This window comes from Belnapia sp. AC561 (assembly GCF_979252845.1).
This window is the reverse complement of record NZ_CEEDBP010000051.1, coordinates 1-13401: the sequence shown is the minus strand read 5'-3', so window position 1 is coordinate 13401 and position 13401 is coordinate 1. Positions and strand designations below refer to the sequence as shown.

The 13401-nt window shown below is 72.9% G+C and carries 13 protein-coding genes and 1 other annotated feature; of the genes, 7 read left to right on the top strand and 6 right to left on the bottom strand.

The window, feature by feature from the left end:
* The first annotated feature begins 2 nt into the window (after positions 1 to 2).
* Positions 3 to 755: an SDR family NAD(P)-dependent oxidoreductase gene (locus AC0IW9_RS27320; RefSeq protein WP_471651459.1), complete on the top strand. Its 753-nt coding sequence runs from the start codon at positions 3 to 5 to the stop codon at positions 753 to 755.
* Here the strand turns inward: AC0IW9_RS27320 and AC0IW9_RS27315 are convergent.
* Positions 745 to 1272, bottom strand: coding sequence for a hypothetical protein (locus AC0IW9_RS27315; RefSeq protein ID WP_471651458.1), 528 nt, complete (start codon positions 1270 to 1272; stop codon positions 745 to 747). The genes AC0IW9_RS27320 and AC0IW9_RS27315 overlap by 11 nt on opposite strands.
* Between AC0IW9_RS27315 and AC0IW9_RS27310 the strand changes: the two genes are divergently transcribed.
* Positions 1271 to 2512, top strand: coding sequence for a hypothetical protein (locus tag AC0IW9_RS27310; protein WP_471651457.1), 1242 nt, complete (start codon positions 1271 to 1273; stop codon positions 2510 to 2512). The two genes, AC0IW9_RS27315 and AC0IW9_RS27310, sit on opposite strands and share 2 nt — an antisense overlap.
* A 12-nt stretch (positions 2513 to 2524) precedes the next feature.
* Here the strand turns inward: AC0IW9_RS27310 and AC0IW9_RS27305 are convergent, their stop codons facing one another.
* On the bottom strand, positions 2525 to 3586 hold the full coding sequence (locus AC0IW9_RS27305; protein WP_471651456.1) for a DUF808 domain-containing protein: 1062 nt from the start codon (positions 3584 to 3586) through the stop codon (positions 2525 to 2527).
* A 162-nt stretch (positions 3587 to 3748) separates the two neighbouring features.
* On the opposite strand from AC0IW9_RS27305, the gene AC0IW9_RS27300 reads away from it, so the two are divergent.
* The 5 genes from AC0IW9_RS27300 to AC0IW9_RS27280 all read left to right on the top strand — a co-directional run bounded on the left by AC0IW9_RS27300 (position 3749) and on the right by AC0IW9_RS27280 (position 8813).
* Positions 3749 to 5029 carry a DUF2254 domain-containing protein gene (locus tag AC0IW9_RS27300; protein WP_471651455.1) on the top strand — a complete coding sequence of 427 codons (1281 nt, stop codon included), beginning with the start codon at positions 3749 to 3751 and terminating at the stop codon, positions 5027 to 5029.
* Positions 5030 to 5105: 76 nt separating this feature from the next.
* Complete coding sequence (locus tag AC0IW9_RS27295; RefSeq protein WP_471651454.1) at positions 5106 to 5927, top strand: sugar phosphate isomerase/epimerase family protein; 822 nt, start codon at positions 5106 to 5108, stop codon at positions 5925 to 5927.
* Positions 5924 to 7360, top strand: coding sequence for a mandelate racemase (locus AC0IW9_RS27290; RefSeq protein ID WP_471651453.1), 1437 nt, complete (start codon positions 5924 to 5926; stop codon positions 7358 to 7360). The genes AC0IW9_RS27295 and AC0IW9_RS27290 overlap by 4 nt, the downstream gene beginning before the upstream one ends.
* 8 nt (positions 7361 to 7368) lie before the next feature.
* The gene (locus AC0IW9_RS27285) at positions 7369 to 8106 is read left to right on the top strand and encodes a hypothetical protein (RefSeq protein WP_471651452.1); all 738 of its coding nucleotides are present in this window, start codon (positions 7369 to 7371) and stop codon (positions 8104 to 8106) included.
* The gene (locus AC0IW9_RS27280; RefSeq protein WP_471651451.1) at positions 8103 to 8813 is read left to right on the top strand and encodes a ribonuclease activity regulator RraA; all 711 of its coding nucleotides are present in this window, start codon (positions 8103 to 8105) and stop codon (positions 8811 to 8813) included. Before AC0IW9_RS27285 ends, AC0IW9_RS27280 begins: the two co-directional genes overlap by 4 nt.
* Positions 8814 to 8859: 46 nt before the next feature.
* On the opposite strand, the gene AC0IW9_RS27275 is transcribed toward AC0IW9_RS27280, so the two are convergent.
* The 4 genes from AC0IW9_RS27275 to AC0IW9_RS27260 all read right to left on the bottom strand — a co-directional run bounded on the left by AC0IW9_RS27275 (position 8860) and on the right by AC0IW9_RS27260 (position 13006).
* Positions 8860 to 10329 (bottom strand): SulP family inorganic anion transporter, encoded by a 1470-nt coding sequence (locus tag AC0IW9_RS27275; protein ID WP_471651450.1) that lies wholly within the window; start codon positions 10327 to 10329, stop codon positions 8860 to 8862.
* A 53-nt stretch (positions 10330 to 10382) separates the two neighbouring features.
* Positions 10383 to 10438 (bottom strand) — a sequence feature (sul1 is cis-regulatory element that is thought to sense ions involved in sulfur or methionine metabolism; They are found in Alphaproteobacteria).
* Between the two features lie 43 nt (positions 10439 to 10481).
* Positions 10482 to 11300, bottom strand: coding sequence for an ABC transporter permease (locus AC0IW9_RS27270; RefSeq protein WP_471651449.1), 819 nt, complete (start codon positions 11298 to 11300; stop codon positions 10482 to 10484).
* The gene (locus AC0IW9_RS27265) at positions 11300 to 12238 is read right to left on the bottom strand and encodes an ABC transporter permease (protein WP_471651448.1); all 939 of its coding nucleotides are present in this window, start codon (positions 12236 to 12238) and stop codon (positions 11300 to 11302) included. The genes AC0IW9_RS27270 and AC0IW9_RS27265 overlap by 1 nt, the downstream gene beginning before the upstream one ends.
* Positions 12239 to 12244: 6 nt before the next feature.
* On the bottom strand, positions 12245 to 13006 hold the full coding sequence (locus AC0IW9_RS27260) for an HpcH/HpaI aldolase family protein (RefSeq protein ID WP_471651447.1): 762 nt from the start codon (positions 13004 to 13006) through the stop codon (positions 12245 to 12247).
* Positions 13007 to 13401 lie beyond the last annotated feature (395 nt).

Below are 13401 nucleotides of genomic sequence, written 5' to 3'. Positions count from 1 at the left end.
CAATGACACCCCAACGGCATATCCTCGTCACCGGCGCGGCCAGCGGCATCGGCGCCGCCGTGGTCCGCGCCATGGCCGGCCCCGGCACCGCCATCGCCGTCCATACCCGCAAGAACCACGAGGGCGCCGAGCGCGTCGCCGCCGCCGCCCGCGCCGCCGGCGCCACCGCCCATGTCCTGCTGGCCGACCTCGCCGAGCCCGAGGCCCCCGCCCGCCTCGTCGCCCAGGCTGCGGAAGCGCTCGGCGGCCTCGATGTCCTCGTCTCCAATGCCGGCTTCGCCGACCGCACGCCGCTCGCCTCGCTCACCGACCCGGCCTTCGCCGCCAGCCACGACGCAATCGCCTTCGCCCTGCTGCGCCTCGCCCGCGCCGCGCAGCCGCACCTCGCCGCCGGGCAGGACCCGCGGCTGGTCGCCGTCTCCTCCTTCGTGGCGCATGTCTTCCAGCTCGGCACGCCGGTCTTCCCCGCCTCCGCCGCGGCCAAGGCGGCGCTGGAGGCATTGGTGAAGGCCATGGCGCTGGAATGGTCGCCGGCGATCACGGTGAATGCCGTGGCGCCCGGCTTCACCCGCAAGGACCCCGGCGCCCATGCCGCGCTGGACCCCAAGGCCTTCGAGGAGCGCATCGCCCGCATCCCGATGCGCCGCCTCGGCACGCCGGAGGACGTGGCCGCCGCCATCGCCTTCCTCGCCTCCCCCGCCGCCGGCTACATCACCGGGCAGGTGATCCACGTCGATGGCGGCATCACCGCATGAGCAACCCGCGCATCCCGGCCAGCCAAAGCGCGATCCCGAAGCCCCAGGCGGCATGCGCCAGAACCACCGCCGAAGCGAGGCCCGCCGGCAGGCCATAGGCCAGCGGAGACCCCTTCCACCAGGCCAGCACCACGAACAGGAAGACCACCGGCAGGCTGGCCGCATAGCCCGTCGCCGCGACCACCAGCGGCAGCCGCCGCAGCCCCGGCAGCCGCCACAGCAGCACGAAACCCGCGCCCCAGCCGGCCGACCACAGCAGGGCCTTCACCAGCGCCGGCATTCCACCGGGACCGGCCGAGAGATCGAAGGGCGCTACCGGGAACCAGCCCAGCGCATGCAGCACCGCCGCCGCCGATTGGTGGAAGGTCAGCGCCGCGAAGGCCCCCGCCAGCATCCCCTCGGCCACCCCGAACCGCCGCATCCGCGCCACTCCCCCTGCCCGTGTCGTTTCGCCGCGGTTCGGCGGCAGGTAACGCCCCCTGGCGCCGGCCGCCCCGGCCGCCACATGCTGGCGCATGCGCCTGCTGCTCCTGCTCCTCCTGCTGCTGCCCATCCTGCTCCCTCGGGCCCTCCCGGCCCAGGACCTCGCCGGCCATGGCGGCCCGGTCCGGGCCCTGGCGCCGCTCGGACCGCTGCTGGCCTCGGCCGGCTTCGACCAGGCGATCATCCTCTGGGACCCCGCCACGGCCACCGCCCGCCGCGTCATCCGCTGGCATGGCGGCGCGGTGAATGCCCTGGCCGTCCTGCCGGATGGAACACTGGCCAGCGCCGGTGAGGATGGCCGCATCGCCCTCTGGCCGCCCGGCGGCAGCGATACCCCGTCCCGCATCCTCGAGGGCCATGCCGCCCCCGTCGCCGCCCCCGTCGCCGCCCTGGCCGCCGCGCCCGACGGCACGCTCGCCAGCGCCGGCTGGGATGCGACCCTCCGCCTCTGGTCGCCCGATGGCGGCGTCCGCGTGCTGGAAGGCCACCAGGGCCCGGTGAATGCCGTGGCCTGGACCGGCACCGCCTGGGCGAGCGCCGGCTACGACGGGACCATCCGCCTCTGGGACAGCCAGGGCCCGCGGACGCTGGCCGAATTCGGCCTGCCGCTGAATGCCCTGCTCGCCCTGCCGGAGGGGGAACTCGCCAGCGCCGGCGCCGACGGCAGCCTCCACCTCATCGCCGCCGACGGCACCAGCCGCGCGCTGGCCGCCGGCACCCGCCCCATCATCGCCCTGGCCGCCACGCCGGATGGCGCCACCCTTGCCGCCGCCTCGCTCGGCGGCAGCATCACCCTCTGGTCGGAGGGCCGCCTCCGCCGCACGCTCGAGGGGCCCGGCCTCCCGGTCTGGTCGCTTGCCTTCGCCGCCGATGGGAAGACCCTCTGGACCGGCGGCCAGGACCGGCTGGTCCGCCGCTGGGACGTGGCGACCGGCAGCCCGCTCGGCCCGCTGGCGGCCCAGGCCGCCGCCACCGCAACGCCTGCTGCCTTCCGCGCCTGCGCCGCCTGCCATGCCCTGACGGCGGATGCCCCGCCGATGGCCGGGCCCCATCTGCACGGCCTGTTCGGCCGCCGCATGGGCAGCCTGCCCGGCTATGCCTATTCCCCGCGCCTCGCCCGGGGCGACATCACCTGGACGCCGGAAACGGTGGCCGATCTCTTCACCCGCGGCCCCGATATCGTCACGCCCGGCACCCGGATGCCGGTGCAGACCCTGGGCAATGCCGAGGACATGGCCGCCCTGATCCGCTTCCTGGAGGCCGCGACGCGCTGACCGCGCCGCGCCTCACTCCGGCACCGCAGCCGTCCGCCGCGGCAGCAGCGACTTCACCCAGCGTACCGCCGGCACCAGCACGCCCTGCGCCAGCGGGATCACCGCCGCCCCCAGCGCCAGCCCGACTAGGCCCGACAGCACCGCCGTCACCAGCCACCCGGCCGCCCCGCCGATCGGCGGCAAGGCCGCCGCCGCCCAGAGCGATGCGTCATGCACCCAGTGCCCCGGCGCGGTGACGCCGAATTCCTCCAGCCCATGCAGGATGATCCCGCCGCCGACCCAGAGCATCGCCGCCGTCCCGACGATGCCGAGCAGCCACAGGAAATGCGGCATCCCGACCACCAGCCCGCGCCCCAGCGCCTGGGTCACCGGCCGCAAGGCCCGGTCCGCGCCCGAGGCCGGCGGCGCCGCCTGCCGCAGCCCGAGCAGGCTCGAGACCGGCTGCGGATTGCCCGCCAGCGCCACGCCCAGGTCGTCCGCCTTCACGATCAGCGCCACCGAGCCATAGACCAGCAGGGTCAGGCCGATGCCCACCACCGCCAGGATCGCCGCCTGGATCACCACCGAGCTCGCCGGCAGGGTGGCCAGGGTCAGCGCCATGATCTCGGCCGAGAGGATGAAGTCGGTCTGGATCGCGCTGGCGACCCGCTGCTCCTCCAGCGCCTTCGGATCGGGCGGGGCGATGCCGACCTTGGCCTCATGCGCTTCCGCCGGGCCTGGGAAGAGGGCGTGCAGCACCTTCTCCGCCCCCTCGTAGCAGAGATAGGTGCCGCCCAGCATCAGCAGCGGCGTGATGGTCCAGGGCGCGAAGCTGCTCAGCAGCAGGGCGCCGGGCAGCAGGAACAGCAGCTTGTTCTTCACCGAGCCGAGCGCGATCCGCGCGACGATCGGCACCTCCCGCGCCGCGGCGAAGCCGGTGACGTAGCGCGGCGTCACCGCCGCATCGTCGATCACCACGCCGAGCGCCTTGGTCCCGGCCTTGCCCGCCTGCCCCACCACGTCGTCGAGCGAGGCGGCGGCGACCTTGGCCAGGGCCGCGACATCATCCAGCAAAGCGATCAACCCGGTGCTCACGCCACTCTCCTCGGCCGACGGCCGCGGGGGGTGCGGCCGAACCGGGGGCTCAACAACCGGGGGGCCGTTTGGTTCGGTGACGATGCCCTCCCTGACCGACCCCGCCCCGGGACCATCGGTCCGCGGCGGCGTTGGCACCCCGCCACCGGACCGGATCCCCCCATGACCGCCAGACTTCGCAAGCTGCTGACCGACCTTGGCGAAACCTTCTGGCTGCTGCCCGGCCTGATGGTGCTGGCGGGCATCGTCGCCGCCCGGCTGCTGGTGCTGGTGGATCGCCATGGGCTGGTCCCGCCCGGCTGGGCCGACAGCGGCTGGCTCTACGACGGCGGCGCGACCGGGGCGCGCACCCTGCTCGGCGCCGTCGCCTCCTCCACCATCGGCGTAGCCGGCACCGTCTTCTCCATCACCATCGCAGCACTTTCGCTCGCCGCCGGCCAGATGGGTCCGCGGCTGCTGCGCAACTTCACCCGGGACCGCAGCAACCAGCTCACCCTCGGCGCCTTCCTCGGCACCTTCTCCTATGCGCTGATGGTGCTGCGCAGCGTCCGCACCACGGACGAGGGCGGCTTCATCCCCGACCTGGCGCTGAGCGTCGGCCTCCTGCTGGCCTTCGTCTGCGTCGGCATGCTGGTCTTCTTCGTCGGCCACATCGCCGGGCGGATCAACGTGGATACCGTGATCGAGCTGGTGGCGGAGGACGTGCGCGGCGCCATCCACCGCCTCGCCCGGCCGGAGCCCGGCCCGCCCCCGCCGCCGCCCGGGCTCTGGCGCGATGCGACCGTGGTGCGCGACGCCCGCCGCGGCTACCTGCAGCACCTGGACGAGGCCGGGCTGGCCGATTGGGCGGCCGAGCAGGGCACCGCGGTCCGCCTGCTGGTCCGCCCCGGCGACCATGTCTTCCCCGGCGCCCCGATCGCCTGGCTGACCCGGCCGGCCGAAGGCGCCGAGGCCGCCATCCACCGCGCCACCGCGCTCGGCCCGCAGCGCACCAGCGCCGACGACCTGGAATTCGCCGTCCGCCAGCTGGTCGAGGTCGCGGCCCGCGCCCTCTCGCCCGGCATCAACGACCCGCATACCGCGATGAGCGTGCTGGACCGGCTCGGCACCGCGCTCTGCGAGCTGGCGCCGCTGCACCTGTCGAGCGGCGTCCTCCTGCGGGAGGACCGGCCGGCGCTGGTGGTGCCGCCCTTCGACTACGACGGGCTCACCGATGCCATGTTCCACCTCATCCGCCAGAGCGCCGCCGGCAATGCCGCCGTGCTGATCCGGCTGCTCGAGGTGCTGGCCGCCGTCCTCGGCGTGGAGGCCGACCCGGCGCGGCAGGCCTCGCTCCGCCGCCATGCCGGCCTGGTGCTGCAGGATGCCGAGCGCGAGATCGCCAACCCGTCCGACCTCGCCGATGTCCGGCGCCGCTTCGCCGCGACCCGGCCGGCGGAGTGAGCCCCCAAGGCTCGCGCGCGCTGGACGCCGCCCGCGGTTCCGCGCAGCCTGCCGCTTCCTGGGCGGAGACCCGATCATGCGATTTGCCCTCTGCAACGAGGTGGTGCGCGACCTGCCCTTCCCGGCCCAATGCGCCCTGGCCGCCGGCCTCGGCTACGCCGGGCTGGAAGTGGCGCCCTTCACCCTGGATGCCGAGGCGCCGCACCTGCTCCCCGCCTCCCGCCGCGCCGAGGTCCGTCGCGCCGCGGCGGATGCCGGCACGGCCATCACCGGCCTGCACTGGCTGCTGATCGCCCCCGCCGGCCTCTCCATCACCACCGCCGACCCGGCCATCCGCGCCCGCACCCTCGACGTGATCGAGCGCCTCATCGGCCTCGCCGCCGACCTCGGCGCCGGCTACCTGGTCCACGGCTCTCCCGGCCAGCGCCAGGTCGCGGCGGAGGGCGATGCCGGCCGCGCCGAGGCGACCATGGCCCGCATCGCCGAATGGGCCGCCGCCGCCGGCCTGACCTATTGCCTGGAACCGCTGGCCGCGCGGGAGACCAACTGGGCCACCACCGTGGCCGAGGCCGTCGCCATCGTCGACCGCATCGGCAACCCGGCGCTGCGCACCATGCTCGACGTCTGCGCCGCCGGGAACGGCGAGGCCGAGCCGGTCACCGCCCTGCTCGACCGCTGGCTGCCGACCGGCCGTCTGGCTCATATCCACCTGAACGACCGCAACCGCCGCGCCCCCGGCCAGGGCGCAGACCGCTTCGCCCCCATCCTCGCCACCCTGCGCCGCCACGGCTACGCCGGGGTCTGCGGCGTCGAGCCCTTCGAGTATCTCCCCGACGGACCCGGCAGCGCCGCCTTCGCCGCCGGCTACCTCAAGGGCGCCCTGGAGGCTGCGGCATGAGCGCGCCACGCTTCGCCATCACGGCGATCGAATGCCGCGAATGGCCCTTCACCCTGCGGCTGCCCTTCCGCTTCGGCGTCATCACCGTGACGCAGGGCCGCCAGGCGGTGGTCCGTGTCCGCATCCGCGACGAGGCCGGCCGCGAGGGCTGGGGCCTCGCCGCTGAGACGCTGGCCGCCAAGTGGTTCGACAAGGATGCGGCGCTGACCGATGCCGACAACGAGCACCAGCTCCGCCGCGCGCTCGAACTCGCCACCGAGGCCTCGCTGGCCGCCGGCGCGAATACCGCCTTCGGCCACTACGCCGATACCTATGCCGCGCATGTCGCCGCCTGCGGGCGGGAGGCGCTGAACCCCCTCGTCGCCAGCTACGGCCGCGCCCTGGTCGACCGCGCCGCGCTCGACGCCCTGCTGAAGCTGCACCACACCAGCGTCTTTGCCGGCATGCGCGGCAACATCGGCGGCCTGGCCCCGCATGCCGTGGCACCCGACCTCGCCGGCTTCGATTTCCCGGCGCTGCTCGCCGGCCTCAAGCCCGCCCGCCGCATCGCCGCTCGCCACACCGTCGGGCTGGTCGACCCCATCACCGCCGCCGACCAGCCGGCGCGCGTCGCCGACGGCCTGCCCGAGACGCTGGAGGAGGTCGCCGCCACCTATGGCCATACCTTCTGGAAGCTGAAGGTCATGGGCAACGTCGCGCAGGACGTCGACCGGCTCTGCCGCATCGCCGCGGTCATCGACAGCATGGCGACCTACCACGTCTCGCTCGACGGCAACGAGCAGTACGAGGATGCCGAGGGCGCCGCCGAACTCTGGCAGGCGATGCGGGCCGAGCCGCGCCTCGCCCGCCTCTGCGCCTCGGTGCTCTACGTCGAGCAGCCGGTGAAGCGCGCCCGCGCGCTCGAGACCAGCATGCGCGCCCTGGCCCGCGAGCGCCCCGTCATTATCGACGAGAGCGACGGCGCGCTCGATGCCTTCGTCACCGCGAAGGGGCTGGACTATACCGGCGTCTCCTCCAAATCCTGCAAGGGCTTCTGGCGCTCCCTGCTCAACCGCGCCCGCTGCGAGGCCTGGAACGCCGCCGACGAGGAGACCGACTACTTCATGTCCGGCGAGGACCTGACCACGCTGGCCGGCGTCTGCGTGCAGCAGGACCTGGCGCTGGTCGCGCTGCTCGGCCTGACCCATGTGGAGCGCAACGGCCACCACTTCATCGACGGCTTCGCGGGACGCCCCAAGGCCGAGGCGGTGCGCTTCCTGGAAGCCCATCCGACGCTCTACGCCGATACGCCGCGCGGCCCGCGCCTCTCGATCCGCGCCGGCCAGCTCGACCTCCGCAGCCTCGACGTCCCCGGCCTCGGCGCGACCGAGGAGCCCGACCTCACCGCCATGGAGCCCATGCCGAAGGCCGCCTGGCCGCGCCGCATGGTATAGCCGCCGCCATGCGCCCCGCCCTGCCCCGCCGCCCCCTGCTCGCGCTGACCGCCCTACTGCCAGCGCCCGCCCTGGCCGCCGCGGAGGGCCGCACCCTGCGCCAGGCCCCCGAAGGCCCGCAGCGCGGCCCGGCCCTGGCCCGCGGCGCCCTGGTCTGGGCCCATGCCCACTACACCGAGGGCCCGCCGCCCACCCTTCCGCCCTTCGCCGCCCGGATGGGTGACTGGGACCTCTGGCGCCTCGACCGCATCGGCACCCGGGACCCGCTGGCGGAAGGGGCCGAGGCGCTGGCCGCCGGCACCGCCGCGCTGCGGGCCGGCGGCTATCGCCAGGTCGCCGTCATCGGCGAATCCCGCGGCGCCTTCATCGCCCTGGCCGCGCTCCGCACTCCGCACCTGGCCGATGCGATGCTGCTGCTGGCCCCCGCCGCGCATGGCACGAGTGACGCGCGCAAGCCCCAGGCCCTCGTTGATTTCCGCGAAGCCCTGGCCGCCGCCGCGCCGGATTGCCTGGCCCGCGCCGCGCTCGTGCTGTTCCGCGACGACCCCTACGACCCGGACCCCGAGGCCCGCGCCAGCGCCTTCCGCAGCGCCATGGCCGACCGCCACATCGAAGCCCTGCTGCTCGACCGCCCGGCCGAACCCCGCGGCCATGGCGCCGCCCGCGACCCGGAATTCGATGCCCGCTTCGGCGCGCGCCTGACCGCCTTCCTCGCCCCCCACCTCACCGCCGAGAGCACGCCATGAATCCCGAAACCCGCCGCAAGCTGGCCACGGTCAGCACCGCCACCCTCACCACCGTGTTGTTCAAGCACGGCTTCCGCAACCTCTTCCTGCAGGGCCCGCAGCTGATCAACCCGCGCGCGCCGCGCCTCGTCGGCCCTGCCTATACGCTGCGCTACATCCCGGCGCGGGAGGACCTGGACAAGCTCGAGGCCTTCCTCGACCCCGCGCATCCGCAGCGCGTCGGCGTCGAGGAATGCCCGGAAGGCGCGGTCTTCGTCGTCGACAGCCGCGGCGATCCCAAGGCGGCCAGCGCCGGCGGCATCCTGCTGACCCGCCTCATGGCCCGCGGCGCCGCCGGCGCCATCACCGACGGCGGCTTCCGCGACACGCCGGAACTGGCCGAGATGCCCTGGCCGGTCTACCACGCCGCGCCCAGCGCCCCGACCAACCTCATCCGCCACCATGCGGTGGACCTGAACGTGCCGATCGCCTGCGGCGAGGTCCCGGTCTATCCCGGCGACATCATGGTGGGCGACGGCGAGGGTGTGGTCTGCATCCCCGCCCACCTGGCCGACCAGATCGCCGAGGAAGCCTTCGAGCAGACGGTGGTCGAGGATTTCGTCCAATCCCGCGTCGCCGCGGGCCACACGATCCGCGGCCTCTATCCGATGACCGATCCGGCCAACCGGGAGCTGCTGGCGACCTGGCGGAAGCAGCAGGGCCGCTAGGAGACAGCCTGGCCGAGGGAAGCGACGCTCCCCTCGGCCCCCGCCGTCAGTGCAGCGGCGCCTCCGCCCCCGCCTGCCGATGCGCCCCGAAGCGCTCGACCATCGTCTCGCTCGCCGCATTCAGCCCGACGACCTCGACCGCCTTGCCCTGCTTGCGCGCCTTCAGCACCACCTTGTCCAGCGCGCCCACCGCCGAGATGTCCCAGAAATGCGCCGCGCCCACGTCGATGACGAGGCGCTCCACTTCCTCCTGCAGGTCGATCGCCTCGGCGAAGGTGCCGGCGGAGGCGAAGAAGACCTGCCCCTCCACCACGTAGCGCCGCTCCCGCCCATCCGGCGACAGCGTCGAGCTCACCCGGCTGAGCCGCGAGACCTTGCCGGCGAAGAACACGCCGGACAGCAGCACGCCGACCAGCACGCCCTTGGCGAGATCCGCCGTCGCCACCGTGGTCACCACCGTCGCCAGCATCACCACCGAGGACGGCACCGGGTTGCTTCGCAGCCGCGCGACCGAGGCCCAGGAGAAGGTGTTGATCGAGACCATCACCATGACCGCCGTCAGCGCCGCCACCGGCACGATCGCCAACAGGTCCTGCAGCAGCACCAGCAGCGCGAGCAGGAAGACGCCGGCGACCAGCGTCGAGAGCCGCCCCCGCGCGCCCGAGGTCACGTTGATCACGGACTGTCCGATCATCGCGCAGCCGCCCATGCCGCCGAAGACCGCGGAGGCCATGTTCGCCGCGCCCTGGCCGTAGCATTCGCGGTTCTTGTCGCTCGGCGTATCCGTCAGGTCGTCGACGATCTGCGCCGTCAGCAGCGATTCCAGCAGCCCGACCGCCGCCAGGGTCAGCGAGACCGGGGCGATGATGCGGAAGGTCTCCCAGGTCAGCGGCACATCCGGCAGCGCGAAGCTCGGCAGGGTGCTCGGCAGCGCGCCGAGATGCGCGACGGTCCGCACATCGAGGCCGAAGCCCGCCACAAGCGCCGTCAGCACCGCGATGGCGACCAGCGGCGAGGGCACCGCCTTGGTCACCCGCGGGACCAGGTAGATGATCGCCAGCCCGAGCGCGACCAGCCCATAGGTTGCGACCGGCACGCCCACCAGCTCCGGCAACTGCGCCAGGAAGATCAGGATCGCCAGCGCATTGACGAAGCCGGTCATCACCGACTGCGAGACGAAGCGCATCAGCCGGCCCAGCCGCAGGGCGCCGGCAAGAAGCTGGAAGACGCCCATCAGGATGGTCGCCGCCAGCAGGTATTGCAGCCCGTGGTCGCGCACCAGCCCGCCCATCAGCACCGCGGTCGCCGCGGTCGCCGCCGAGATCATCGCCGGCCGCCCGCCCATGAAGGCGATGACGATGGCGATGACGACCGAGGCATAGAGCCCGACCTTGGGATCGACCCCGGCGATGACGGAAAACCCGATCGCCTCCGGGATCAGCGCAAGCGCCACCACGATGCCCGAGAGAATCTCGGCACGCGGATTGGCGAACCAGGCCCGCAGGGAGCCATTCATGTTTTGCATAAGGAAATCAAGCCTCGCGCCCCGTCCTGCGGTGGCGCCCTAGGCGTTGTCCGGCGGATCGGCGGCCGGAAGAGCCACCCGGATTTGCACCGGGTCCTGACGAGTAGCCCAGCCTAGCGGCCGGATTGCCGCAGTGCAACACATCAGGCGCGCCGCAGCCCATCCGCCACCAGGGTGCAGCCGGCGACCGCCGCCAGGATGGCCAGCCCCGGCCAGACCGCCCCCATCGGCGCGGCGAAGACCATCTCCTGCGCGTTGGAGAGCATGTTGCCCCAGCTCGGCGCCGGCGGCTGGATCCCCAAGCCCAGGAAGCTCAGCGTGCTCTCGGCCAGGATCGCCCCGGCGACGGCCAGGGCGCCGGCGACGCAGACCGGCCCGGCGATGTTCGGCAGCACGTGCCGCCACAGCACCCGCGCCTCGGAAGCGCCCGAGACCCGCGCCGCCGCCACGTAGTCCAGGGATAGCTGGCCCAGCGCCGCCGCCCGCGCCAGCCGCGCCACCCCGACCCAGCCGAAGACGACGAGAATAAGCACGATGCGGGCGATGTCGGCGGCCGCCTCGCCCCGCGGCAGGCCGAAGCGCCCGGTATCCACCGCCGCCAGCACCACCAGCAGCGGCAGCGCCGGCAGCGCCAGCAGCCCATCCGCCAGCCGCATCAGCACCGCATCCGCCCAGCCGCCCCGCCAGGCCGCCACCAGCCCGACCAGCGTGCCGAGCCCGGTCGCCCCCAGCGCCACTGCGACGCCGACCGCCAGCGACACCCGCGCCCCGAACAGCAGCCGCAGCAGCACGTCCCGCCCCAGCTCGTCGGTGCCGAGCGGATGTTCGGCCGAGCTTTCGCCGAAGCGGGAGAAGAGGTCCGGCGCGAAGGGGTCATGCCCCAGGAAGGACTGCACCAGCGGTGCCGCCGCCGCGCCGAGCGCCAGGGCGCCCAGCAAGCCCAGGCCCAGCCAAAGCCGCATCAGCCGGCCAGCCGCGGGTCGATCAGCCGCTGCGCCACGTCGGCGGCGAGCGTTGCCAGCATCGTCACCAGCCCGGCCAGCAGCAGCGCCAGCAGCGCCAGGTTGTAGTCGTTGCCCATGATGCTGTCGTAGATCAGCTTGCCCATCCCCGGCCGGGCGAAGATCGTCTCCGTTACCAGCGCGCCCGAGACCAGCGCCCCGGCATCCAGCGCCGCGACCGTCACCACCGGGATCGCCGCGTTGCGGAAGGCATGGCCCCAGATGACGGCGCGCGGCGGCAGCCCCTTCATCCGCGCCGTCCTAATGTAGGGCTGCGCCATCTCATGCTGCATCGCCGCCATGGAATGGCGCAGGTAGGCCGCCGCATTCACCAGCGCGAGCGTCGCCACCGGCAGCACCAGGAAGCGCGCCGCCTCAAGCACGCCCCCGGCCTCGGCGCTGCCCCCCGCCGGCAGCCAGCCGAGCCCCACCGCGAAGACGATGATGAGGATGATCCCCAGCCAGAAGCTCGGCACCGACTGCGCCAGGATCGCCGCGCCATCCGCCACCGGCGCCGCCCCGCGCCGCACCGCGCCCCACACCCCGGCGCCGATCCCGACCACCGCCGAGAGCAGCAGCGCCCAGCCCAGCAGCACCAGCGTCGAGCCCAGCGCCGGCCAGAGCACATCCGCCGCCCGCACCGCATACAGCCGGGAATAGCCGAAGTCGCCCCGCAGCACGGCGCCGGCCCAGGCGAGGTAGCGCTGGTACAACGGCTGATCCAGCCCGTGCAGCGCCCGCATCCGCGCCACGTCCGCCGCGCCCATCGCCGGATCCGACAGCATCGCCAGATCCAGCGGGTCGCCAGGCATCAGGCCCATCGCCAGCCAGACCAGGGCGGAGACGATGACCAAGGTCACCACCATCTGCCCCAGCCGGCCGGCGACAAGCCCGACCATGCGGTATTAGCCGCGCACTTCCTTGATCGCCGCCTTGGCCGCATTGACCATCAGCCCGACGTCGTTGCCGCCGACCGTCACCAGCTTGAAGCCCATGTCGATCATCTTCTTCGCGTATTTCGGCGAGCTGTTGTGCAGCCCCGCCGCGATGCCGCGCTTGGAGGTCTCGGCGATCAGCCGCTCATAGATCTTGAGGATATTCGGCTCCTCCCGGTCCAGGATCGGGATCATCCCCATCGACAGGCCGAGATCGGAGGGGCCGACATAGATGCCGTCGATCCCCGGCACGTCGAGGATGGCGTCCAGGTTGTCGAGCGCGGTCTGCGTCTCGATCATCGGGATGACCAGGATCTCGTCGTTGGCGGTCTTCTGGTAGCCGCCGGCCTCGCCGTAGACGCCGGCGCGGATCGGGCCGTTGCTGCGGGTGCCGCGCGGCGGGTACTTGCAGTACTGCACCAGGGCGCGCGCCTCGGCCTCGGTGTTGATCATCGGGCAGATCACGCCATAGGCGCCGGCGTCCAGCACCTTGCCGATGATGCCCGGCTCGTTCCACGGCACCCGCACCATCGGCGTGACGCCGGAGGGCTGCATGCCCTGGAAGCAGGCGACGCAGCTCAAGTAGTCCTGCACGCCGTGCTGCATGTCGACCGTGACGCTGTCCCAGCCGGCCTGGCTGTACATCTCGGCGCTGAAGGCATTCGGGATGGCGAGCCAGCCATTCACCACCGGCTTGCCGGCCTTCCACGCTGCCTTGACCTTGTTCGCCATCATTTCCCCCAGGGGTATTTCGGAGCGGCGACGCTAGGCGCGGGGCCGGAAAGCGTCAACGCAAGGCCGGGGCGCGGCCCGTTGGTCACGGCGCCTTCGAGCCCGGCGCCCGCCAATGTCGTTTCAATATGCGCCTAATTGTGCTAAGGCATCGCCTGCCAGCGGTCTTGCCTCGGCCGGATCAATCGAAACCTGCCTGAAGGCCTCGAAGCGGCAGGTGTGGCCAACCGGCCCCAAAAAAAATCCAGCAAAAACAAATCTCTGTCGGTCAACCCATCGTCAGGCATGGATAAAATTGAGGAAAATTGAGCCGAATTTTACCGAATTGAGCCAGATTGAGTGGAATTGAGCAGCATTTAGCGGAATTGAGCCCCTACCCGCCCCCCCTCGCAACC